The organism is Mycolicibacter acidiphilus (genome assembly GCF_018455725.1).
Taxonomy (GTDB): Bacteria; Actinomycetota; Actinomycetes; order Mycobacteriales; family Mycobacteriaceae; genus Mycobacterium; species Mycobacterium acidiphilum.
Map to the genome: position 1 here is coordinate 76,801 of NZ_JAHCLR010000010.1, position 23,895 is coordinate 100,695.

Genomic DNA, 23,895 nt, shown 5'->3' on the forward strand with positions numbered 1-23,895 from the left:
ACTGACTTCCCGCCCGTGAACTGCTCGCCTGCAGTCTAGTGGGTGATCTGATACCCCACCCCGCTACGCCGGACGACCGCCGCCGACCTCGGGATTCGCCTCGCGGCGCAACGCCTGTTATTGTTCCTCTCGCGGTTACGACCGCTAAGCGCCGTTAGCTCAGTTGGTAGAGCAGCTGACTCTTAATCAGCGGGTCCGGGGTTCGAAACCCTGACGGCGCACCAGCATTGCCGTTCCGTTCGCGCAGCGGACCGAACATTCGCCCCGTCCACCGGGCGGGCTGCATCAGCGGCCCGCCGGCGCGGAACGGAATCGGGCACAGCATCGAATCACCACACCCATCGAGCATGCTCATTCAACAACCGTGATCACTGTCACCGCCGCGCCGGCCGGGGCGCTGACGCCATCCGGCCGGCGGCGCCGCGGTCAGCGCCGGCGGATCCGGCGGACCGCCAGGATGACGAGCAGCCCGCCGACCCCGGCCAGCGACGCCAGCACCGCCGGCTGGGTGACGAACCCGACCGCACGGGCCTTCGCCTGATCGGCCAGCCGACGGGGGTTGGCCCGCTCGGCGAGGATGTCCACCGTCGACGCCAGCTGTTCGCGCGCCTGGTCGATGTCCTTCTTGATCCTGTCGGGATCGCGCTCCGCCACTGTCGTCCTCCCTGTTCGCCCGATGCCGGCCCTGCCGCACTACCCTAGAGCAGCCGGCGCGGCACAGTGGCTCCGGCGAGCAGAAAGGGGCTGTGGATGGCCGACAACACCCGGCTGGCACCAGGCGATGAGGCGCCCGCGTTCAGTCTTCCCGACGCGGACGGCAACACGGTGTCGCTGGCCGACTACCGGGGCCGCAAGGTCGTCGTCTACTTCTACCCGGCCGCAATGACGCCCGGTTGCACCAAGCAGGCCTGCGACTTCCGTGACAACCTGCGTGAGTTCGGCGACGCCGGACTCGACGTCGTCGGCATCTCCCCCGATAAGCCGGAGAAGCTGGCCAAGTTCCGCGACCGCGACGAGCTGACGTTCCCGCTGCTGTCCGACCCGGACCGCGCCGTGCTGACGGCCTGGGGCGCCTACGGCGAGAAGACGATGTACGGCAAGAAGGTGCAGGGCGTGATCCGGTCGACGTTCGTCGTCGACGAGCAGGGCCGGATCGCGGTGGCGCAGTACAACGTGCGGGCCACCGGGCACGTCGCCAAACTGCGCCGGGATCTAGCCGTGTAGATCACCGACCGTGCACGTTCTGTGCGCGATCTCGTCGGTTTGGCGACCACAACCTACACAGTCGACGCACCCAACATGCCCAGCAGCAGCGCCTCGGCGGTGGCGGCCCGCTCCAGCACACCCAGGTGCAGGCTCTCGTTGATACTGTGCGCCTGGGTGCCCGGATCCTCCACCCCGGTAACCAGGATGGTGGCCTGCGGGTAGGCGGCGGCGAACTCGGCGATGAACGGGATCGAGCCGCCCATCCCCATGTCGACCGGTTCGACGCCCCACGCCTGCGCGAACGCCTCCCGGGCTGCGTCGTACACCGGGCCGCTGGCGTCGATGGCGTAGGGCTGCCCGACGTCGCCGGGACTGACGGTCAGCTGCGCTCCCCACGGGATGTGCTGCTCCAGATGGGTTTTCAGGGCGTCCAGGTGCGCGTCGGCGTCACCGCCGGGTGCGACGCGCATGCTGATCTTGGCGCGCGCCCGCGGGATCAACGTGTTCGACGACGCCGCAACGCTGGTGGTGTCGATGCCGATGACGGTGACCGCCGGCTTCGCCCAGAGCCGTTGCGGCACCGAGCCGGAACCGATCTCGCGGACACCGTCGAGCAGGCCGGTGTCGGCGCGCACCCGCTCCGGCGGGTAATCGACCGGGGCCGCCGTGCTTTCGTACAGACCGGCGACGGCGACGTTGCCGTCGTCGTCGTGCAGACTCGCCAGCAAGCGCACCAGCACGCTCAGCGCGTCGGGCACCGCCCCGCCCCAGATCCCGGAGTGCAGCCCGTGGTCCAGCGTGGCGACCTCCACCACGCAGTCGACCAGACCGCGCAGCGACACCGTCAGCGCGGGAACGTCGGTGCTCCAGTTGTCGGAGTCGGCGATGACGATGACGTCGGCCTTGAGCGCGTCGCGGTGTTCGGCCAGCAGCGCCGGCAGTGACGGGGAGCCGGACTCCTCCTCGCCCTCCACGAAGACGGTCACCCCGACCGGCGGCGTGCCGTCGTGCGCCCGGAACGCCGCCAAATGCGTTGCGATACCGGCCTTGTCGTCGGCGGTGCCGCGGCCGTAGAGCCGGCCGTCGCGCTCGGTCGGCTCAAACGGCGCCGACGCCCACTGATTGCGATCCCCCTCGGGTTGCACGTCGTGGTGGGCGTAAAGCAGCACCGTCGGTGCCCCCGCCGGCGGCGGGTAGTGCGCGATCACCGCCGGCGCACCGCCCTCGGCGACGATCTGCACCTCTGGAAACCCGGCCTGACGCAACAGGTCCGCGGTCAACTCGGCGCTGCGCTGCACCTCGGGTCGGCGTGCCGGGTCGGCCCACACCGATTCGATGCGCACCAGAGCCTCCAGGTCGGCCCGCACCGCCGGCAGGACTTCGCGCACCCGCTGAATCAGATCCACTGTGGGTTCCCCTTTTCACCGCGAGCAGACATAAAATCGCACAAGCCACGACAGGCTCGTGCGATTTTATGTCTGCTCGGCGTCAGTCGGTCTCCAGGATGGCGACGGCGGCGGCGGTGTCGCCCTCATGGGTGAGCGACACATGGATGGTCACCTCGGCCAGGTGCTGCGCGATCTCCCCGGACAGCCGCACCTTCGGCCGGCCCCACATATCGGTGATCACCTCGATATCGCGGTGGATCGCCTCCGGCAGCACCGGCTTCTGGGCGAACCGCGACCCCGACCAGGCCTTGATCACCGCTTCCTTGGCCGCCCAGCGCGCCGCCAGGTGCCGGGCCGCCGACGAACTCTTGTCGCTGGCATCCCGACGCTCACCGGGGGTGAACGTCTCGGCGAACACCGTCCCGGGCCGGTCGACCTGTTCGGCGAAATCCGGGATCGAGACCAGGTCGATCCCGACGCCAACGATGCTCATGGGCCGTAATCTATCGAACTCGGGTGATCAGCTGGCATCACGGGCATGACCGGCGATGATCCCAATCAACGGGCCGGTGATCGCCGGGGCCAGATCGTGGCCCATCCCGGCGATGGTGAGGTGCCGGGCGCCGCGGATCGCGGCAGCTGTGGCGAGTCCCCACTCGGATGTACGATGCGGTCTCGGTCGCCGTGGATCACCAGCGTCGGCGCGGTGATACCACGCAGCTCCGCGGTGCGATCACCGGATTTCAGGATCGCATTGACCTGCCGGGCAACCCCCTGTTTCGCGATCGGACCGGGACCCCGGTCCCACGCTCGGAGCGCATAGGCGGCAGCCGCGGTTTCGTCGAGCGGCATCTCCCGGCCGGCAATATGGCGCATGAGTTCCAGGTGGTCCGCAACAAACCGTTCACGGGTGTGCGGCCCGGGCTTGGCCAGCAGCCGCAGTGTCGAGAACGCCGGCTGCCCTACCCGCACCGCCCCGGTCGTGGAGAAAATAGACGTCAACGACCACGCGCGCTGCGGATACCGGGCCGCAACGGTCTGGGCGATCATGCCGCCCATGGACATACCGACCAGGTGCGCCCGCCCAATCCCGAGGTGATCGAGGAGACCCACGACGTCGTCGGCCATGTCGCCCAGGTCGTAGCCGTCGCGGAGGGGCCGGCGCGACAGCTGCCGCAATGTCCCCGGCGGTTTGGTGGTCGCCCACGTGGAGCGTCCCACGTCGCGGTTGTCCGGGCGGATCACAAGGAAGCCGCTCTCGACGAGGCCGTCGACCAATGCCACCGGCCACGATGTCAGGTCGAGGGTGAGGCCGGCGATCAGCACCAAGGGAACATTGGCCGGATCGCCATCGGTGCGGTAGCACACCCGGTTGCCGTTGCTCAGCAGGCAGAAGTTGTCCGGGGCGGTGGTCACGGCGGTCATGCGCTGACCACCGTGACCACCTTTGGAGCCGGCATTGCCTGTGCAGTGTGGAACCGCAGGCTGGAGTCGACGACGGGCCGGTTACGCATGAGCTTGACGTCGGTGTGATAGCTCATCGACGTCAGCCATGGCTCCGTCGCCCCTTGCCGCGGCAAATGGCTGACGGCACGCTGCACGTAGCCGGCGGCGAAGTCCAGCAGTGGCCTGGTCGGCATGTTCGGGTCGTCGAGTTCGACCTGCGCCGTCGTGTAGCCGTGGGCGTCCATGTGGGTGAGCAGGCGGCAGAAGTGCTCGCAGAGCAGTCCGATCTTCAGCGTCCATGACGAGTTGGTGTACCCGATGGCGAACGCGAAATTCGGTACGCCGGTGAGCATCATGCCCTTGTAGGCGATGGTGTCGGGCAGATGCACCGGGTTCCCGTCCACCGTCAGTGACATGCCGCCGAAGGCTTGCATGTTCAACCCGGTGGCCGTGACGACGATGTCGGCGCTCAGTTCGTGGCCGGACTCCAATCGAATGCCGGTCTCGGTGAAGGCGGCGATGTGGTCGGTGACCACCGATGCGCTTCCGTTGCTGATGGCCTGGAATAGATCGGCGTCGGGAACTGTGCACAGCCGCTGATCCCAGGGGCTGTAGGTCGGGTTGAAGTGCTGCTCGACCGGATAACCCTCGGGCAGCTGCCGGGCGTTCAGGTAGCGGAGGACGCGTCGCGCCGCACCCGGGTAACGCTGGCACAGCCCGTAGACGGCGCGCTGCCGCAGGATGTTCTTGCGCCGGGTGAGCGCATACCCGCGCTCGTCGCCGAGCAACCTTTTTGCCGTGTTGGCGAACAGATCCTTGGACGGCACCGGCAGCACGTAAGTCGGCGAGCGCTGCAGCATCGTCACATGCCCGGCCTTGCCGGCCATGGCGGGCACCAAGGTGACCGCGGTAGCACCGCTACCGATCACCACCACCTTCTTGCCGGTGTAGTCGAGGTCCTCGGGCCAGTGCTGCGGGTGGACGATCTGACCGGTGAACCGGTCGCGCCCCTCGAAGTTCGGGGTGAATCCCTCGTCGTAGCGGTAGTAGCCGCCCGCGCAGAAGATCCAGTTCGCGCTGATCTGCACCAGTTCTTCGGTGTCGGTGCGCTCGATATCGACAACCCAGCGAGCATCGGCGCTGGACCACGCCGCACCCAACACCTTGTGGTGAAACCGCACCCGGGCGTCGATGCCGTTCTCCGCGGCGGTCTCCCGCAGGTAGGCCAGGATCTTGTCGGCGGTGGCGATCGCATCGTCGTCGCGCCACGGCTTGAATTCGTAGCCGAAGGTGTGCAGGTCGGAGTCCGAGCGAATTCCTGGATAGCGGAACAGATCCCAGGTTCCGCCGGTGGCTCCCCGGGCCTCCAGGATGGCAAAAGACTTGTCCGCATGCCCCTGTTGCAGGTAGTAGGCCGCACCGATGCCGGAGATGCCGGCGCCGACGATGATCACATCGACATGTTCGCTTCGGTTCTGCACGGTGGTGACCATCACGTCGACTCCTAAATGTCGGGGAGTTACTGCCTCAATGATCGGCGTATGCACAACACCAAGACGAGGTCAAACCGTCGCCAATCACCCGTTAAAATGCGTCATAACGTAGCGTCGAACCACCGCCGGCTGTAGCGCGAGCAGACCCTGCCTGTCCGGGGTAATCGACGGCGAATTGAATCGCGAACGCGTCCCGGCAGGGTAGGTCGTCGCGAATGCTGATTGACGTCCACCTCGTCAATTACCGTGGCACGCGTGGATGACGCAGTGAAGGCATATCTGTACACCTATCCGCTGGTGTCCGTGGAGGTGACACGTCGGCAGTCGACGAACTGCCCGGCCCTTGTCCCGTCGATCGGCGCGGCGCCCATGAACCAGTTGGCCCCACTGGATTTCCTGCCGGACGCGAACTTCACCGGCGTCGTGCGCCCCAACGTCGACACCCTCTACACCTCGATGTTCTTCGACGTGTCCACCGAACCGTTGCTGGTCAGCGTGCCCGATATGGGCGGGCGCTATCACCTGTTCCCAATCCTGGACATGTGGACCAACGTCAGCGCCTCCCCCGGACCGCGCACCCTCGGCGACCAGCACGGCTATCGGTTTGCCATCGTCGGCCCGAACTTCCGCGGCACCCTGCCCGGCGGCGTGCACGAGTACCGGCTACCCACCGACGCGGGCTGGATGGTTGGACGCATCCAGGTCAACGGGCCCGAGGACGTCCCCAACGTTATCGCCATCCAGAACCAGATGACCGCGGTCCCGTTGCACGCCTACGGCACGCCTTACACCCCGCCGCTCAACACGGACCTGCAGGCAGACTGGCCCAAGGACCAGCAAGTCGCCGAGTACATCCGCAACTTGACCCCACAGCAGTACTGGGACCTGTTCTACTCGAGCCTGTCGCACAGCCAAACCCGTCCCCGCGACAAAGCCCTGCTCGACCAACTAGCCGGCATCGGCTGGAGCCCGGACAAGAAACTCGATCTCAGCACCCTCCCGGATGTCGAACGCGCCCGGTGGGAGGAGTCATGGCCGAAGGCGTTGTCGCAAATCGAAGTCGACCTGGGCAACACCGAAGTCAACGGCTGGAAGATCGCGCGCAGCGACATCGGCGATTATGGCATCAACTACGCCGCCCGCGCCGTCGTCGCTCACGGTGGTCTCGGGGCGAACACGCCGCAGGACGCGCTCTACCCGGCCACCCGCGTCGATGATCAAGGCGCGCAGCTGCGGGCCGACCGCACCTACGTGCTGCACTTCGCCGCAGATCAGACTCCGCCGGTCAACGGCTTCTGGTCACTGACCATGTACGACGAACGTGGCTTCTTCGTCGAAAACCCGGTCAACCGTTACGCCGTACGCGGTGATGACCTCACCCGGAATCCCGACGGCTCCATCGACATCTACATTCAACGCGAGAATCCTGGCCCGGCGATGGAAGCCAACTGGCTGCCGACACCCGCTGCCGGTGACTTCAACCTGATGCTGCGCATCTATTGGCCTGACCAGACAATCACCGACGGCACCTGGAACCCACCCCCGGTCACCAAGTCCGACTGACACATTACGGCGCCAGATCACCGAGCAGATAGCTGAACCCCGCCGAGAGCATCTCCGAGACCGATTGGCCGGACTGGGCCAGCTGATCCCATGCGGAGCTGAAGTCGCTGGCGGAAAGTGTGTAGCTGTCGGCATGCATGATCGCCACCGACAGGTCGTCGCGGGCGTTGAGAATACCGGCGGTGATACTGCTGGCCGGGTCGGTGAAGGTGTCCTTGAGCAGCGTGTCCAGTCCCAGTGCGTGACCGCCACTGCCCAGCGCGAGGTCGAGGCGCAACACCGCCAAAACCATCGGCATCTCGATGTCTTTGACCGCCAGGGGCAGGTTGTTGATCAGCGCCGACAGGCTGCCGGCGGGATTGGCAAAGACAACGTGGCTGAGGGCGCTCATATCGGGAACCAGCGTCGAATCCGTCAGCCGGTCGAGCACCGAGGGAACATCGAGTTGTCCGCCGAATATCTGGTTGAACTCGTCGGCACCGATTGCGTTCTTGATCTGATCGAGTTCGAGGTGGGCCGTCACCCAGCCGGGGCCGAGGAATTGGTCCTGGCTGTAGCCGTATTCGAACAACCGCAGTTGGAGGTCCGCAGCGCGCTCTGCTGCGGTGACCGTCGGCATGTCATCCGGCAGCGCGTTGTGGACGTCGGCGATGTTCACCACCTCGGTGTGTACGCCAGCGGCCGGCCCGTTGCCGGTAACGCCTTGCCAACGCAGCAGGACGTTTCCGTCCGGCGCCCCGGAGTTGTCGATCCAGTTCGCCACCCCCGGGTCTTGGCTACTGATGACGTAGTAGGTGAAGCCGTCCGCGCCCTGGAAGGTGTTGGTGCTATTAAGGGAGCCCTGAGCGATCACCGACGGGTAGTCGTTCGCCCAGGCGTCGTTGCTCTGGATCGCCGAATAGGCGGCGTCGATGTTGGGCACCTTGACGATGAGCGCCTGATCGGGCCCGAGTTCGAAGTGGCCGAAGCTGGCGAGCTGGCCGGGCAGGATCGGCCCGCCGGCGATCTGGCCGAGGGTGCTCGTGATGGGCGTGAACGAGTTGTCCGGAAGAGTGTTCTGTAGGTGCTGAATCCCGAAATTGGTCGGCGCACCATTGTCGTGAACCATCGCCTCCGCCAGTGCGTTCAACGTCGTGGTGATCTGACCGTCAGAGAGCACCGGCATTTTGAATGCCGATTCGTAGGTGATGTTGTCGTGCAGCAGGCCCCAGTCGCCGAGCGTGTCGCGGGTGATCAAGGTCTGGGCTCCCGAGGTGTCCACCCAGTTGCCGGGCTGCTCGGTGGGACTGAGGGTGATCGTGTACGTACCGTCGGCGTTGGGAGTGAACTGCGAGAGGTCGTAGCCGCGCAGCGACACGAAATCCTGTGTCAGGCCGTTGCCCGCCATCGGGGTGAAGGTGACGTCCTTGGTGCCCGGGCCGGGGTCGATGGTGACCGTTTGGGTCTGATTCCCGATGTTGGTGAATTGGTAGTAGGTGTCCGGGTTCGGGTCGTTGTTGAAGCTCTGCGGCTCCGCGGCGTTGGCGTTCGTCAGGTATCGGAAAACGCCCCCGTTCAGATCGTAGGAGTTGTCCGAGTTGACCTGATTGAGCTGAAGGCGGAGGCCGGCCATCGCGGTGTTCTGAATGTATTGCGGCAGCCGGGTCAGATCGAACGCCGTGACGAACGGGTAGGCACTGTTGGTCGCCGAGATCTGCTGCGCTGCGTGATGCAGCGCGTCGACCGCCGATTGCAGCTCCGATGAGCCGGCCGTCAGATGCACCGCGCGCACCAGGGCGTCGGGAGCGGAGGATGCCGCCGGGGTGGCAACGATGACACTGGCACCAACCAGGGCGATGCCGGTGGTCACGTAGGGACGAAGCGCTGCATTCATGAGTTGTACCTCAGATATCGTTGAGCGAGAGTTGCATCACTGTAACGACGACCTGACCGCATGCGACTAGCGCAAAACGTCGCAAATATCGATAAATAACGGTACATACTGTGCCATTGGCCTACCGTGAACCAATGACATGGATCACTCCGTCACCGCAAGTCCGTGAGCTCATGAAGCAGGGCGCCCACGCTGTCATCAACGCTCCCATGGAGTGGCTCGATGAGCTTGATCGGGCCACCGTTGCCTCCAACCCGGTGCTCGCCGCCGACCCGGTCTTGGCCGCCGCGATCGGCCGCACCAACCGCGCCAACCTCATGTACTGGGCAACGGCCAACGTCCGTGATCCCGGCGCGCCGGTACCCGCCAACCTTGGCGCCGAGCCTCTCGGCATTGCCAGAGATCTCGTGCGCCGGGGGCTCGACGCCGCGGAGCTGGACGCTTATCGCGTCGCAGAAGGGGTGGCGTGGCGGCGATGGATGGACATCGCCTTCCGGATGACCACCGATCCAGAGCATCTGCGCGAACTACTCGATGTGTCTTCGCGGTCGATCAGCGCTTTCATTGACTCCACACTGGCCGGTATCGCCGCCCAGATCGAACTGGAGCGCGACGAGCTAACCCGCGGCACCCACGCAGAACGCCGAGAGGTGGTCACGCTGCTCCTCGATGGGGCGCCCATCAGCCTGCAGCGCGCTGAAGCCCGGCTCGGCTACCCGCTGCAGCGGCCGCATACCGCTGCGATCATCTGGACCGATGACACCGCGGGCGATCTGAGCCACCTCGACCGCACCGCCGAAGCGTTCGCCCACGCCGCGGGATCGTCACGCCCCCTGAGCATCCTGGCCAGCACCGCCAGCCGTTGGGCCTGGGTGGCCGGCAGCACCGACCTGGACACCGATGGGCTGCGTACGGCGATCGACGCCACACCGGACGTCCGGATCACGATCGGCCCGACCGGCACCGGTGTGGAGGGGTTCCGCCGCAGCCACCTCGCTGCGCTCACCGCGCAACGGATGCTCACCCGACTCAACTCACCCCAGCGACTGGTGTTCTACACCGACGTTCAGGTGGTCGCGTTGATCACCCAGGACCCGCAGGCCGCCAGCGAGTTCATCAGCGATGTGCTCGGCGACTTCCGTTCGGCCAACACCCAACTGCACACCGCCGTCCTGACGTTCATCCACGAGCAGTGCAATGCCTCACAGACGGCCGCACGTCTCTACACCCACCGCAGCACGCTGTTGCGCCACCTTGTACGGGCGGACCAGCTGCTGCCAAAACCACTGGCCCAGAACATCGTTCAGGTGGCCGTCGCGCTCGAAGCACTGCGTTGGCATGGAGCTACCGCGACCACCTGAACACCGCCCCGCTAACCGATGTAGACGTCGCCGTCGCCGAGACGGGCGGCCGGGTTGAGCAGCATCGCCGCCTCCTGCCGCTTCTCCGACGTCTCGTGGTCGAAACGCCGGCCGTCGGGCCGCTCGTACATCGGCTTGCCGCCGGCGATCGCCGACGCCAGGCGCCGCTGCCCGGCCAGCAACCGGCCGTTGGCCTGCGCCAGGTACGCCGCCCGCTGCTCCGGGTCCAGAGCGGCCAGGAAGGCCTGCGGGTGCACCAGCGCGATCAGCCCGGAGACGTGACCGAAGCCGAGGCTGGTGACCAGACCGGCCTTCAGCGGGAACTTCTCGCCCAGGTGCAGCGTCTCACGCACCCAGACGAAGTGCCCGGCAGTCGCCAACTCGTCGTCGACGCAGTCCAGGCTGCGGTTCGGCGGGATCACCCCGTCGCGCAGCATCTGGCACAGCCCCATCATCTGGAAGACCGCCGCGCCGCCCTTCGAGTGCCCGGTCAGCGTCTTCTGGCTGACCACGAACAGCGGGGCGCCGTCGGACCTGCCCAGCGAATCCGCAAGCCGCTCATGCAGTTCGGTCTCATTGGGGTCGTTGGCCAGCGTGGAGGTGTCGTGCTTGGACACCACCGCGATGTCGTCGGCCCCGACGCCGAGCTTGGCCAGTGAGCGAGCCAGCATCGAGTCCCGACCACCCCGGCCGGCACCGAGGGCACCCAGGCCCGGAGCCGGGATCGAGGTGTGCACGCCGTCGCCGAAGCTCTGCGCGTAGCCCACCACCGCCAGCACCGGCAGGCCCATCTTGACCGCGAGGTCGCCGCGGGCCAGCAGGATGGTCCCGCCGCCCTGCGCCTCGACGAAGCCCAGCCGGCGCCGGTCGTTGGCCCGGGAGAACTTCGAGTCACTGATGCCCTTGGCCCGCATCATCTCGGTGTCGGCGGTGGCCGCCATGTCACCGAAGCCGATGATGGCCTCCAGGGTCAGGTCGTCGTAGCCGCCGGTGACGACCAGTTCGGCCTTGCCGAGGCGGATCTTGTCGACGCCCTCCTCGACCGAGACCGCCGCGGTGGCGCATGCCGCCACCGGGTGGATCATCGCGCCGTAGGAGCCGACGTAGCTCTGAACCACGTGGGCGGCAACGACGTTCGGCAGCACCTCCTGCAGGATGTCGTTCGGCTTGGCCCGCCCCAGCAGGTTGCCGTGGTACATGGTCTGCATCGAGGTCATGCCGCCCATGCCGGTGCCCTGCGTGCTGGCGACCAGGCTCGGGTGCACCCAGCGCATCAGCTCGGCCGGGCTGAAGCCGGCGGACAGGAACGCGTCCACGGTCGCGACCAGGTTCCACAGCGCCACCCGGTCGATCGAGGTGGCCATGTCCTGGCTGATCCCCCACACCGTCGGGTCGAACCCGGTCGGGATCTGCGCGCCGACGGTCCGCGACAGCTTGCTCTTGCGCGGCACCCGAATCTCGGTGCCCGCCTTGCGGATCACCTGCCAGTCACCGGAGTCCGGCACCGGCCGCACCACGGTGTGCTCCGGGTCGAACTCGACGAACGCCCGCGCGTCGGCCTCGGACGAGACCACGAACGAGAAGTCCTTGTCCAGGAAGACACTGACCAGCAGCGGCGAGGCGTGGTCGGGGTCGATCGCCCCGTCGTCCACGAACTCACGCACACCGACCCGCTCCACCACGGTGTCGTGGTAGCGCTCCACCAGTTCGGCCTCGTCGACCAGTTCACCGGTGGCGGTGTCGTACCAGCCGGGCTGCGGGTCGTCCTCCCACTTGACCAGCCCAGTGGTCCAGGCCAGTTCGAGCACGCCGGCCGCCGACAGCTCGCCGGAGACCTCCATCTCGAAGCGGGTGCGCGACGAGCCGATCGGACCAAGCTCGGCACCGCCGACGATCACGACTAGGTCGGCCGGGTCGACGTCGAGGTCGGCCCACTCCGGCGCCGGCGCCGGGGTGTAGCCCCGCGGCGGCGACGGCAGGGCGGCGATGGTGCCGTCGGCGTCGTCCTCGTCGGCAGCCGATTCGGCGGTCATCTCCTCGCGGGCCTTGGCGGCCAACTCGGCCATGTCCAGGTCCGCTTCACCCAGCCCACCGGTCAGGTCGGCCTCGATCGGCGCGTTGGCCGCGGCCACCTTCGACTCGACATCGCAGAGTCGCAGCAGCATCCCGGCCATCTCGGCGGTGGAATACGTTGTCACACCGGCCTCTTCGACGGCGTCGACGATCACGTCGTTGGCGCCCATCAGCCCGGTGCCGCGGGTCCAGCCGATCAGCGCGTGCGCCAGGCTGACCCGAGCCGCCCACGACGACTCGGCCTTCCACCGGTTGACCAGGGCGTCCAGCGCGGCCTTGGCCTCGCCGTAGGCGCCGTCACCGCCGAACGTGCCGCGGTTCGGCGAACCGGGCAGCACCACGTGCAGCCGGGAGGCGATGTCACGCTCGGCGCCGATCTTCGACAGCCCGGCGATCAGCCGCTGCACCGACCACAGCAGAACCTTCATCTCCATCTCGGCGCGCGCACCGACCTCGGAGAGGTCCCCGGCCACCCGGGGTGCGGCGAACGGGAACAGCAGCGTCGGGGTCTGCGCGTCCTTGAGGTGAATCGAGGCCGGCCCGAGGTTTTCGGACTGTTCGGACCCGACCCACTCGACGAGCGCGTCGATGTCGGAGTACGACGCCATGTTCGCCGGCACCACCCACAGCGCCGCACCGAACCGGGCGTGGGCACGGTAGAGGTTCTTGTAAAAGCCCAGCCGCTCGTCGTCCAGCCGTGAGGTGGTCGCGATGACGGTGGCCCCGCCGTCGAGCAGTCGCCCGACGACCGAGGCGGCGATCGACCCCTTCGACGCGCCGGTCACCACCGCGACCTCGTCGCTGTAGCGGCCGCGGCCCGGATTCTCCGCGCCGGCGGCGATCCGCGCGTACAGCGACGCGTGGATCTTGCGGCCCTCGGACAGCGCACGGCCCTGCCACCAGGTCGCCTGGGTGGCGACGGTGTGCCCGGTGCCTTCGAAGCGCTCGGACAGCCGCAGCCAGTCGGCGTCGACGTCGGCGTCGTCGGTCAGCCAGATCCGGACCAGATCCTCCCGGGCACTGGCCCACCGGTCGTCGAACAGCACGGCCTTGCGGCCGTCGAACGCCGGCGCCACCAGGCGCGGCCAGTCCGATCCCAGCTCGGCGGTGACCAGGTCGATCAGCTCACTGTCGGTGGTGCCCGCGGGAGCGCTCACCGTCTCGTCGAAGCCGAGTTGCCCCAGCACCAGTCGGGCCGCCGAGGCCAGCACGCCGTCACGTCCGGTGATCTGCGCGGTGAACTCGCCGAGTGCGGCGGCGTCCACCGTGGCACCGCCCCCACCGCCAGCCGACGGCAGGCTCACCGCGACACCGCGGCGCGCGGCAACCGCGGCGACGGCGGCGTCGATGGCCTTGTCGACCGCGGCGGCGTCGGCCAGGGCGCCGTCGTGCAGACCGCCCATGGCGCCACCGCGCACACTGGTGCCCTCACGGGTACCCAGCGCCACCTCGACGGTGACGTGCTTGGCCCAGCCGTCACCGAGCTCCCAGGTCTTCTTGACCCGCTCGGTGATGGCCGCCGGCCGCTTGCCGGACGGGCCGAGGATGGTGCGCAGCTGGTCGTTGATGGCGTCGGTCAGCACCGGGCCGTACGGCTTGTAGGTGCGGGCCAGCTTGGTCACCTGCGACTTCAACCCGGCCAGGTCGGCCTCGGCCGCGCCGTCGATGGCGCCCAGGTTCAGCTCGGAACCCAGGTCCACCAGCAGCTGGTTGCGCCGCGACGACGCACCGTCGGTGATCGACTCGATGGAGTCCAGCGCCTCGATCTGGTCGATGCGCATCTTGGCGCTCAGGGCGATCAACGCCAGGGTGGCGTCGGCCGCGTCGAACGCGATGTCCTCGGGGCGCGGGCCTCCCGACGGAGCCGCCGGGGCGGCCGGCGCCGGTGCGGCGGACTCGGCCGACACGGCGTCCGTCGAAACCTCAACGGGAGCTTCGTCTTCGGGCTCCGGCTCCGGGTCCTCATCGGTGGCGAACAGCACCGCGGCGTCACGCTCGGCGTTGAGCACCTCCACCGTGGAGTGCGCGTACTCGGGCAGCTTCAGGGTGTTGGTGGCCAGCCCGGCGACGGTCGGCGCGGTCTTCACACCGATCTCGACGAACCGCTCCACCCCGAGCCCGCCGGCGGCCTCCTCGATGAACAGCAGGTCCTGGGTCTCGATCCAGCGCACCGGGCTGGCGAACTGCCAGGCCAGCAGCTCGATGACGATCTTGCGGCACAGCTCGGCCGGCCGCTCGTTCCGCCAGTTGTCGTAGTCGGCGAGGATCTCGTCGAGCGGCTCGGCCGGCACCAGGTCGCGGATCTCCTGAATGAACTCGCGGTCCAGCGTGAACGGCTTGGGCACCAGGTTGGGGATGTAGCGCCCGATGATCAGCTCGGGGTCCTTGTCGCGCGGCATCACCCGCTCCAGCGAGCGGCGGAAGTCATCGACGCCGATCCGCAGCACCTCGGAGTGGAACGGCACGTCGATGCCGGGCACCAGGATGAACGACCGCTTGCCGCCGCTGATCTCGCGGCGCCGCTCGACCTCCTCCTCCAGCGCCTCCAGGCCGGCGACCGTGCCGGCGATCGCGTACTGCGAACCGCGCAGGTTGAAGTTCACGATCTGCAGGAATTCGCCGGTGCGCTCGGCGATCTCGGCGACGAACGCAGTGACGTCGGCGTCGTCGAGGTCGATCTGCGACGGGCGGATCGCGGCCAGCCGGTAGTTGGACCGGCCCATCGCGTCGCGCGGCACGATGTCGTGCATCTTCGAGCCGCGGTGGAACACCACCTCCAGCAGGCCCTCCAGCTCGTACACGCCGGAGACGCAGGCCAGGGCGGTGTACTCGCCGACGGAGTGACCGCAGGCGATGGCGCCTTCGACGAACGCCCCCTGCTCGCGCATCTCGGCGACCTGGGCGGCGGCGACGGTGGCCATCGCGACCTGGGTGAACTGGGTGAGGTACAGCACGCCCTCGGGGTGCTGGTAGTGCACGCCGGACGCGATCAGCGACGTCGGGTTGTCCCGCACCACGTGCAGCACGGAGAAGCCGAGGGTGTCGCGGGTGAACTTGTCCGCGGAGTCCCACACCTTGCGGGCGGCCTTGGACCGGGCGCGAACCTCCATGCCCATGCCCTTGTGCTGAATCCCCTGACCGGGGAAGGCGTAGACGGTCTTCGGCGCAGCCAGCCGGGCCGTCGCCGACATGACCAGATCCCCGCCGACCTTGGCGCTGATCTCCAAAACCTCTGCGCCCAGGTCGATCCCGACCCGGTCGACCCGGAAGTCGACCTCGTCGCCGGGCTTCACCATGCCCAGGAACCGGGCGGTCCAGCCGAGCAGCTTCGCCGGCGGGCGCTTCTCCCCATCGGTGGCGGTGACGACGTGCTGCGCGGCGGCCGACAGCCACATGCCGTGCACGATCGGGGATTCCAGTCCGGCCAGCAGCGCGGCGGCGCGGTCGGTGTGGATCGGGTTGTGGTCACCGGAGACCACCGCGAACGGCCGCATGTCGACCGGCGCGGTCATCGCGACGTCGCGACGCCGGCGCCGCGGGGTGTCGGTGGCGTTGTCGGACACCGCCCCGCCGGCCCGAACCGGGTCGGTGAGCTCAGCGGCACCGGTGCGCCCGCGGATCGCGAACCGCTCCTCGAGGGTGGCCAGCACCGTTCCGTCGGCGTCGGCCACCGTGACCGACACCGGGACGACGCGGCCGACCTCGGTGTCGAACGCTGCGGAAGCCGTTGCGGTGACGGTCAATTCAGCCGGCTCGGCCGGTAGTGCAGTGAGCAGCTGCGCGGCGTGGTCCAGGTGCACCAGCGACAGCAGGCCCTCGACCACCGGGAAGCCGGTATCGGTGACGGCCGAACCGATCACCGAGAACACCGCCGGCCAGCAGCTGCCGACCAGTGCGTCGGGCACCGTCGTCAAGCCGGGTGCCAGGGCGGCGCTGAAGGTGGCGGTGACGCCGGTGTGGTCGGCGACCCGCTCGGGGTCCCACGCCACGGTGACCTGCGCGGTGCCGTCCTGCACGGCGGGCAGCGCGTCGGGCCCGTCGACGCCGGCGGCGATCGCCAGCACCGAGCGCATCGCGGCGGCGGCGTCGTCGGTGGAGACCACCGGGGCGCCGCCGTCGACCACGGTCGACGGCAGGGTGAAGCGGATGTCGATCCAGACACCGGACAGCGGCACGCTCAGCACCACGGTGTCGTCGGAACCGGCCTCCAGCCGGGCACCGGTGGACGGGTGGGTGGCGCTGCGGTTGCCGTTCACCTGCCACTCGGCGGGAGCGGCGATCCGGTGCACCGGGTTGGTCGCGGTACGCCCGGCCCACAGCACGTCGGGCGCGTCCAGCAGCACGGCCAGCGGGCCGGTGACGTCGGTGCGGCCCTGGCGGCGCGACGACACGGACGCCGGCTGGGCACCGGTCGCCAGCACCTGGTCGACCGCGGCCTGCTCGAAGCGGTCCAGCAGCTCACCGACCGGCTCGTCGACCCGGGTGATGCCGGCCACCGCGGTGATGCCGGGGATGATGCAGACCTGGTCGGCGGTGTAGCGGGCGTCGTGCGCCTGCCACAGTGAGTCCGACCGCCACCAGCGGCGGACGTCCTTGTCGACCACCGGCACGAAGTTGACCGGCTTGCCCGGCGTCTTGCACAGCTGGGCGAAGAACGGCGAGTCGGCGGGGTGCAGTTGCACGGTCGCCGCGTCGGGGTAGCTCGCCAGCAGCGCCGCGATGGCCTCCTCGGGCCGGTTCAGCAGCGGCTCGTCGGCGAACAGCGTCTCGATCGGGCCGGACTCGCTGATGTGCAGGCGGGCCTCGGCACGCTGCAGCATCGAGCCGAACCGGTCCCGCCAGGTGTCGGCGACCCACGGGCTGCCCGGCCGCAGCGTGTCGGCGGTGGAGTCGCCGGCGCCGATCGACAGTTCGACGTAGCGGCGCAGCCACTGCTCGTAGGTCATCTCGGTGATGTCGCCGAAGTACGGCTTGGCGGTGTTCGCCAGCGCGGCGATGATCTCGTCGCGGCGGGCGGCGACGGCGTCGGCGTCACCGGCGACCTCGTCGAGCAGCCGGCCGCAGCGCGACGCGGTGTTGTCGATCTCGTGGATGTCGGCACCGAGCTGGCTGCGGCTGGATGCCATGCCGTTCTCGGCTTTTCCGGCGCCGATCCAGTGGTCGACGCCGGTGGTGTCGACGAGCATCTGCTTCACCGCCGGCGAGGTGGTGGCCTCCAGGGTGGCCATCGCCGCGGTACCGATCAGGATGCCGTCGACCGGCATCGACGGGAACCCGTAGGCCTGCGCCCACGCCCCGGACAGGTATTCGGCGGCCCGCTCGGGGGTGCCGATGCCGCCGCCGACGCAGACGGTGATGTTGGGCTGCGAGCGCAGCTCGGAGTAGGTGGCCAGCAGCAGGTCGTCGAGGTCCTCCCAGGAGTGGTGCCCCCCGGCGCGGCCGCCTTCGACGTGCGCGATCACCGGTGTGGTGGGCACCTCGGCGGCGATCCGGATCACCGACCGGATCTGCTCGATGGTGCCGGGCTTGAACACGACGTGGGCGATGCCGACCTCGTTCAGCTCACCGATGAGGTCGACGGCCTCCTCCAGGTCCGGGATGCCGGCGGTGACGACGACGCCGTCGATCGGGGCGCCGGACTGGCGGGCCTTCTGCACCAGCCGCTTCCCGCCGACCTGCAGCTTCCACAGGTACGGGTCGAGGAACAGCGAGTTGAACTCGATCGTGCGGCCCGGCTCCAGCAGGGTGGTCAACTCGGCGATGCGGTCGTCGAAGATCTCCTCGGTGACCTGTCCGCCACCGGCCAGCTCGGCCCAGTGGCCGGCGTTGGCGGCGGCCGCGACGATCTTGGCGTCGACGGTGGTCGGCGTCATGCCGGCCAGCAGCATCGGGGACCGGCCGGTGAGCCGGGTGAACTTGGTGGACAGCTTCACCCGGCCGTCGGGCAGCGTCACCACCGTCGGGGCGTAGCTCGACCAGGGCTTGGCCACCTCCGGCACCGCGCCGACCGTGAACAGGTTGCGCTGGCCGCCGCGGGTGGCCGCCGGGACGATGCCGACGCCCAGCCCGCGGATCACCGGCGCCGTGAGCCGGGTGAGGATGTCGCCCGGACCCAGGTCGAGGATCCAGCGGGCGCCGGCGTCGTGCAGTTCGGTGATCTCGTCGACCCAGTCGACCTGGTCCACGAGGATCGCCTTGGCCATCTGACGAGCCAGGGCCACACCCTCAGCGTCCATGCCGATCTTCGCCGCCCACCCGCCGACGATGTCGATGCCGTCGGCCAGCCGCGGCGAATGGAACCCGACCTCGACGGCCACCGGCTCGAAGACCGGCGCGAACACCGCACCACCGCGGACCTTGTTCTTGCGCTCGGCGGCCTCGGACTCGGCGATCTGCTCGCAGTACAGCTCGAAGCGGGACAGCTGCTCGGGGGTTCCGGTGATGACGACGGCACGGCGGCCGTTGCGGATCGACAGCACCGGCGGCAGCACGGTGCGCACGTCGGTGGCGAACTCCTCCAGCAGTGCCTGAATCCGCTCGGGGTCGACGTTGTTCACCGCGACCATCGGCGGGCGGTCACCGAGGACCGAGATGCCGCGGCGCCGCGCCACCAGCGTTCCGGCCGCGCCCACCAGTTGGGCGATCGCGAGCAGCTGCACGTCGGCGGCGCCGCCGGCCTTGACGGACTCGACGCCCAACACGCCCTGGGAGTGCCCGGCCAGCGCGACCGGCGGGGTCGCCGTCAGGTCCAGACCCTGGCGGGCCAGCGCGCGCACCGCGGCGATCTGGGTGAGTAGCACACCCGGCACCGACACCGCGGCCGACGTCAGCTGCTTGGCCGACGGGATCGGGTCCTCGGCGGCCAGCGCCCGCACCCAGGCCAGCGGTTCGAAACCGATCGGGCGGACCACGACCAGTTCCTGGGCGACCGGCTCCAGCAGCAGGTCGGCCTCACCGGCCAGGGTCGCCAGTTCGGTTTCGATCCCGGCGGAGGCCACCAGTTCCTCCAGCGTCTCCAGCCAGGCACTGCCCTGACCGCCGAAGGCGACGGCGTAGGGCTCACCACCGGTGAGACGATCCACCAGAGCGGACGACGTGCTGGCGTACTGCCGGGTGCCTCCGGCGGTGCTGTCGGCGGATACCTGGTCGTCTTCGTGGATCGTCACGCTGTATTTCTCCCTGCTCTGTGTGATCGCGTCTTGTCGCGGATCGGCCCTGCCGATCCAGGTCGTGTGCTCACGCGTTCGCCGCGGGTCCGACCTGCGCAACAGCAGTAAGAGTGTCATAAGAACCTGTGCCGTTTCCGCAGCTAGTTGGTTACTCGTGAGTTCTACGCTCGGGTAACCCCACCCCGGCGTAACACCCGGCCGGATACCCTCCGGAGCCTTCCGGGACAAACGTCCTGCTGACGCGGGGTTACGGTCGAGTAGCTACAACGGCGCAGATCAAACATGCATTGTTATCAAATCGTTATCATCCGCCCGGTTCGCGAAGTCGGATGACGCAGTCGAGCGCGACCGGACGTTCACGACACCGGGCGGCGACACCCACTCCGAGCGGCAGACCGGGCCCACACTCCGACATCCCCGACGCGCGCCCGACGCCGATGTCGCGTCCATTTCGTCGCACTTGATGTCAGACCCCGATCGTATCGTCCACTTCACGGAACTTTCCGACACGATTTGGGGGGCAATGAAGACCACTGTGGTCACGACGATGCTGACGGTTGCGGTCGCCGCCACCACCTCCGATGCGGTCATGCCGGAGGCGGTCTCGGCCCGAACCGATGCGACCACGCTGACCGGCGTCACGCTGATCATGGGCGGCACCGGTCAGCCGACGATGCCGTTCGACCTCGTCGAGCGGATCATCAGCGAGTACACCGACCACCTGCACCCGGGCCGGTACACCGATCCGGTGGCGCTGACCACCCCGGAGGAGTTCTCCGGCGAGTCATACCGCGTCGGCGAGCGGATCCTCGCCGATGCCCTCGCCACCCACCGGGATGAGGACGTGCTGGTGTTCGGGGTCTCGCAGTCAGCCGGCATCCAGGGCATGCTGCTCAACGACGGCATCGCCGGCATCGACGCCGATCCCGACCGGTTGGCCTTCGTGGCGCTGGCACCACCGACCTGGCCGGAGCACGGACTGTTCGAAGGCGCCAACCACGCCGCGATGACGCTGCTGTTCGGGTCCGACGTGACGGCGTCGTTCCCGGTCGACGCCGACATCCCGGTGGATGTGTACTGCGGGGAATACGACCCGATCTGCGATACCCCGACGAATCTCGGGAACGCCCTGGCGACCTGGAACGCGATGGCCGCACTGGGCACCGTGCACGCCGGTTACGTCGACCTGACCTCCGGTGACATCGACGCCGCGGTCCCCGTCGACATGGGCGGGTCGGTGCAGTTCTGGATGATCCCCACCGAGCACCTGCCGATGCTGGCCGGCGTGTGGGGCACCCCGTTGGAGGACGTGCTCGACCCGATCCTGCGGCCGATGATCGACGCGGCCTACGACACCCCGACGCACGGCCTCGAAGCCGCCAGCGCTGCGGCCGATCTGCTCAGCGCCTTCTAGACCCACTGCCCGAACTGCGGCATCAGGATGTGGTTGACGTCCACCCCCACCGCGCCGACCTTGCGGCTGTCGATCTCCACCTGGTGCAGGTTGGCCGCCGGGTGGGCGATCCCGCCGGGCGACCCCCAGTTGTGCTGCCAGAAGTAGGAGCCGATGCCGTCGTCCAGCGCCCAGCCGATGGTTCGTGAGTTGGCGTACACCCCGGTCCGCTCGTGGCCGATCGTCGACTCCCAGGACCGCAGGTAGGGGGCGACCTGCTGGGTGTACTCCTCGAACGACGGGTTGTCGTCGATCGAGACGTAGATCGGGGCGCCGTCCGGGCCGCCTGCCGCGGTGTGCAGTTCCGAACCGCGCCGGGCGTGCTGAACGCCGGCTTCCCGGCCGCCGCGCCAGTCCGCGGTGGCCGCCTTGCCGAACTGGTAGTTCGACACGATCTTCAGACCACTGTCCTGCAGGTCACGCGCCTCGGCCAGCTGGAGCGGCTTGCCGAGCATCCACTCCGCACCGGGCCGGCGATCCGAGACGTACCGGATCGCACCGGCGGCGCCGGCGGCCCGCAGCTCACTCGCCGGGATCACCCCGGCCGCGTAATCCAGCAGGATCCCCAGCGGGGCCGCCGTCGCCGCGGTCGGCCGCAGTGTCGCCGTCGCCACACCAAGGCCCACCGCCGCGGGCACCGTCGCAGTTGCTTTGAGCAGGTCACGACGGGAAATCAGCACGCGTCACACGATACGACAGCTGCCCGGTCGATGACGGCGCCGTGCACCGCACCGGGCAGGATGGGAGCACGCACGCAGGGAAGGGGGTCGGACATTGCGTCCCTGGATCGTGTGGGGCACCGGTCTGCTCGCCTACATCGTCGCCGTACTGGACCGCACCACGTTCGGGGTGTCCGGACTCGACGCCGCCCATCGGTTCGGGGCCGGGCCCAGCGTGCTGTCGTCGTTCGTGATGCTGCAGATCGTCGTCTACGCGAGCATGCAGATCCCGGCGGGTGTGCTGCTGGACCGGTTCGGGCCGCGGGCGATGATCGCGATCGGCATGACCGTGATCTCACTGGGCCAGTTGGTGCTCGGCCTGACCCGCGTGCTGCCGGTGGCGATCAGCGCGTACGGCCTGGTCGGTCTCGGCGACGCGCTGATCTTCATCTCAGCCATCCGGCTGATTCCGAACTGGTTCGCACCGCCGCGTGTTCCGCTGCTGACCCAGCTGACCGGCATCTGCGGGCAATTCGGCCAGGTGCTCTCGGCGGTGCCGTTCCTGGCGATCCTGCTGCACCACGGCTGGACCCCGGCGTACGTGTCGGCCGCTGCCCTGGGCGCGCTCGCCGCGATGCTGACACTGGCGGTATGCCGGGATGCGCCGGCCACCGCTCCGCGTGACACCGCGTCGCGAACACTGCGTTCCGCCCTCGGTGAGGTCCGGGCGGTGTGGTCGCGCCCGGGCACCAAGCTGGGGTTCTTCACCCACCTGGGGGCGCCGTTCGCGGCGAACGTCTTCGCGCTGATGTGGGGGGTGCCCTACCTGACCACCGCGCAGGGACTGCCCCGTGGTGTCGCCGGCGCCCTGCTGACGATCCCGGTGGCCGTCTTCGTCGTCGTCGGCCTGCTGGTCGGGGCCGTCTCGGCGCGCCGCCCGCAGCACCGGCCGGTGATGGTGCTGGTGACGATCGGGGTGGTCGCGGCGGCCTGGACGGTGGTGCTGGCGCTCCCGCACCGCGCGCCGTTCTGGCTGCTGATCCTGCTGATCGTGGCCGTCGCCGTCGGGCAGCCGGTCTCGATGCTGGCCTTCGACTTCGCCCGGACCTACAACCCGCCGGCGGCGCTGGGTACCGCGCAGGGCACCGTCAACACCGGCGGCTTCATCGGCACCCTGCTGGTCATGGAGGCGATGGGCCTGATCATCGGTGCCCACGGCGGCTACTCGTTCGCCGCGTTCCGGCTGGCCTGGACCGTGCAGTACGCCATCTGGGCGGTCGCCGCCGTCGGGATCGTCGTCACCAGTCGGGCGGCACGGCACTCGGCGCGCCTCGGTGAGGGGCCGGTCAGTGTGCCGGCGAGTACGGATCCGGGGCCTGCGGACAATACGCATGCCGCGAGGCGGCGATAAACTTCGCCGCTCGATCCGGTGACACGTCGAGGTACTCGATCACCGAGATCGGCACCAGTGGCGCCGCACCGCTGTCCAGTCCGGTGCAGATCGCGTGCCCCTCCGCCACCACCAGGTCCCGCAGCGGCTCGCATTTGATGCTGCCGCAGATCTGCTTGTCGTAGTCGGGCTGGAAGCCTTCCTTGGCGAGTTCGTCGAAGAAGGACTGGTCCTCGGTCGGCGGCTCGGCTGCGGCGATGGGCGTTGCGACGGCGGCGAACCCTACGACCACCGCAGCCGCTATCGCTCTCAGTGAGTTGTTCATCGCTGCACCAATCAGGGACGACTGCCCTCCATTCTGGCACCGGGACTCGGGTGCGGATGTGTCGTTCGGGTGCTCCGATCAGAATTCCTCCACACGCATGTGCGGCCGGGTCGATGGCGCCCCCTGCACGGCATACCGTGCGCTGACCTGGCTCACCCTCTCGCCTGATCTTCCGGCCTGAAGTTCGTCACCGGCACTGCTCTTCGCGGTGGTCGCGACGACGATTCATGGAAAATCCGGCTGATTGTCGAACTGCGTGTTGTGCGGGCGAAGGGACTCGAACCCTCACGCTCTTTCGAGCAATGGCACCTAAAGCCATCGTGTATGCCAGTTTCACCACGCCCGCAAGCTCACCGATCGTACCGCCCGGCCTCCCCCGGAGATATCGGCCGCGCGCCCTGCCGTGAGGCTCAGCACGAGAGGGGCGGTGGATGCGGACCTCGGAACCGTCCGACACTGTGTCAGCGGTCACGTATTTCCCCAGGTTTGAGGGGTT

The 23,895-nt window shown here is 68.5% G+C and carries 14 protein-coding genes and 2 tRNA genes; 6 read left to right on the top strand and 10 right to left on the bottom strand.

Annotated elements, in window-relative coordinates; genetic code table 11:
* Nucleotides 1–148: 148 nt before the first annotated feature.
* Nucleotides 149–224, top strand: a tRNA-Lys gene (locus KIH27_RS07685).
* A 202-nt stretch (nucleotides 225–426) separates the two neighbouring features.
* Here the strand turns inward: KIH27_RS07685 and KIH27_RS07690 are convergent.
* Nucleotides 427–654, bottom strand: coding sequence for a DUF3618 domain-containing protein (locus KIH27_RS07690; RefSeq protein WP_214092349.1), 228 nt, complete (start codon nucleotides 652–654; stop codon nucleotides 427–429).
* A 96-nt stretch (nucleotides 655–750) separates the two neighbouring features.
* Here KIH27_RS07690 and bcp point away from each other — a divergent pair, with 96 nt between their 5' ends.
* Nucleotides 751–1,224, top strand: a complete 474-nt coding sequence (gene bcp / locus KIH27_RS07695; protein ID WP_214092350.1) for a thioredoxin-dependent thiol peroxidase — start codon at nucleotides 751–753, stop codon at nucleotides 1,222–1,224.
* 53 nt (nucleotides 1,225–1,277) lie between these two features.
* On the opposite strand, the gene KIH27_RS07700 is transcribed toward bcp, so the two are convergent.
* The 4 genes from KIH27_RS07700 to KIH27_RS07715 all read right to left on the bottom strand — a co-directional run bounded on the left by KIH27_RS07700 (nucleotide 1,278) and on the right by KIH27_RS07715 (nucleotide 5,533).
* A complete protein-coding gene (locus KIH27_RS07700) occupies nucleotides 1,278–2,612 on the bottom strand; it encodes a dipeptidase (protein WP_214092351.1) in 1,335 nt (444 codons plus the stop codon).
* An 82-nt stretch (nucleotides 2,613–2,694) separates the two neighbouring features.
* Nucleotides 2,695–3,087 (bottom strand): holo-ACP synthase AcpS, encoded by a 393-nt coding sequence (gene acpS, locus KIH27_RS07705; protein ID WP_214092352.1) that lies wholly within the window; start codon nucleotides 3,085–3,087, stop codon nucleotides 2,695–2,697.
* A gap of 65 nt (nucleotides 3,088–3,152) precedes the next feature.
* Nucleotides 3,153–4,019 (bottom strand): alpha/beta fold hydrolase, encoded by an 867-nt coding sequence (locus tag KIH27_RS07710; RefSeq protein ID WP_250149748.1) that lies wholly within the window; start codon nucleotides 4,017–4,019, stop codon nucleotides 3,153–3,155.
* On the bottom strand, nucleotides 4,016–5,533 hold the full coding sequence (locus tag KIH27_RS07715) for a flavin-containing monooxygenase (RefSeq protein ID WP_214092367.1): 1,518 nt from the start codon (nucleotides 5,531–5,533) through the stop codon (nucleotides 4,016–4,018). Before KIH27_RS07715 ends, KIH27_RS07710 begins: the two co-directional genes overlap by 4 nt.
* 222 nt (nucleotides 5,534–5,755) lie before the next feature.
* Between KIH27_RS07715 and KIH27_RS07720 the strand changes: the two genes are divergently transcribed.
* Nucleotides 5,756–7,096: a DUF1254 domain-containing protein gene (locus tag KIH27_RS07720; RefSeq protein ID WP_214092353.1), complete on the top strand. Its 1,341-nt coding sequence runs from the start codon at nucleotides 5,756–5,758 to the stop codon at nucleotides 7,094–7,096.
* A gap of 4 nt (nucleotides 7,097–7,100) precedes the next feature.
* Here KIH27_RS07720 and KIH27_RS07725 read toward each other — a convergent pair whose 3' ends face one another.
* Nucleotides 7,101–8,969, bottom strand: a complete 1,869-nt coding sequence (locus KIH27_RS07725) for a hypothetical protein (RefSeq protein WP_214092354.1) — start codon at nucleotides 8,967–8,969, stop codon at nucleotides 7,101–7,103.
* 134 nt (nucleotides 8,970–9,103) lie between these two features.
* On the opposite strand from KIH27_RS07725, the gene KIH27_RS07730 reads away from it, so the two are divergent.
* Nucleotides 9,104–10,330 carry an Rv1453 family transcriptional regulator gene (locus KIH27_RS07730; protein ID WP_214092368.1) on the top strand — a complete coding sequence of 409 codons (1,227 nt, stop codon included), beginning with the start codon at nucleotides 9,104–9,106 and terminating at the stop codon, nucleotides 10,328–10,330.
* A gap of 11 nt (nucleotides 10,331–10,341) precedes the next feature.
* Here the strand turns inward: KIH27_RS07730 and KIH27_RS07735 are convergent, their stop codons facing one another.
* Nucleotides 10,342–19,569 (bottom strand): type I polyketide synthase, encoded by a 9,228-nt coding sequence (locus tag KIH27_RS07735; protein WP_214092355.1) that lies wholly within the window; start codon nucleotides 19,567–19,569, stop codon nucleotides 10,342–10,344.
* Nucleotides 19,570–20,095: 526 nt separating this feature from the next.
* Here KIH27_RS07735 and KIH27_RS07740 point away from each other — a divergent pair.
* On the top strand, nucleotides 20,096–20,986 hold the full coding sequence (locus KIH27_RS07740; RefSeq protein WP_214092356.1) for a PE-PPE domain-containing protein: 891 nt from the start codon (nucleotides 20,096–20,098) through the stop codon (nucleotides 20,984–20,986).
* Here KIH27_RS07740 and KIH27_RS07745 read toward each other — a convergent pair.
* A complete protein-coding gene (locus KIH27_RS07745) occupies nucleotides 20,983–21,705 on the bottom strand; it encodes a DUF1906 domain-containing protein (protein WP_214092357.1) in 723 nt (240 codons plus the stop codon). The genes KIH27_RS07740 and KIH27_RS07745 overlap by 4 nt on opposite strands.
* 94 nt (nucleotides 21,706–21,799) lie before the next feature.
* On the opposite strand from KIH27_RS07745, the gene KIH27_RS07750 reads away from it, so the two are divergent.
* Nucleotides 21,800–23,095 carry an MFS transporter gene (locus tag KIH27_RS07750; RefSeq protein WP_214092358.1) on the top strand — a complete coding sequence of 432 codons (1,296 nt, stop codon included), beginning with the start codon at nucleotides 21,800–21,802 and terminating at the stop codon, nucleotides 23,093–23,095.
* Here the strand turns inward: KIH27_RS07750 and KIH27_RS07755 are convergent.
* Both KIH27_RS07755 and KIH27_RS07760 read right to left on the bottom strand, forming a co-directional pair.
* Nucleotides 23,031–23,399, bottom strand: a complete 369-nt coding sequence (locus KIH27_RS07755; RefSeq protein ID WP_214092359.1) for a DUF732 domain-containing protein — start codon at nucleotides 23,397–23,399, stop codon at nucleotides 23,031–23,033. The two genes, KIH27_RS07750 and KIH27_RS07755, sit on opposite strands and share 65 nt — an antisense overlap.
* Before the next feature lie 262 nt (nucleotides 23,400–23,661).
* Nucleotides 23,662–23,745 (bottom strand) — tRNA-Leu (locus KIH27_RS07760).
* Nucleotides 23,746–23,895: the final 150 nt, after the last annotated feature.

Bases quoted from the DNA above. Each gene is read 5' to 3' on its own strand.
- KIH27_RS07725 (WP_214092354.1), bottom strand. From the start codon at position 8,969: ATGAATGCAGCGCTTCGTCCCTACGTGACCACCGGCATCGCCCTGGTT.
- KIH27_RS07730 (WP_214092368.1), top strand. From the start codon at position 9,104: ATGACATGGATCACTCCGTCACCGCAAGTCCGTGAGCTCATGAAGCAG.
- KIH27_RS07755 (WP_214092359.1), bottom strand. From the start codon at position 23,399: ATGAACAACTCACTGAGAGCGATAGCGGCTGCGGTGGTCGTAGGGTTC.
- bcp (WP_214092350.1), top strand. From the start codon at position 751: ATGGCCGACAACACCCGGCTGGCACCAGGCGATGAGGCGCCCGCGTTC.
- KIH27_RS07740 (WP_214092356.1), top strand. From the start codon at position 20,096: ATGAAGACCACTGTGGTCACGACGATGCTGACGGTTGCGGTCGCCGCC.
- KIH27_RS07715 (WP_214092367.1), bottom strand. From the start codon at position 5,533: ATGGTCACCACCGTGCAGAACCGAAGCGAACATGTCGATGTGATCATC.
- acpS (WP_214092352.1), bottom strand. From the start codon at position 3,087: ATGAGCATCGTTGGCGTCGGGATCGACCTGGTCTCGATCCCGGATTTC.
- KIH27_RS07710 (WP_250149748.1), bottom strand. From the start codon at position 4,019: ATGACCGCCGTGACCACCGCCCCGGACAACTTCTGCCTGCTGAGCAAC.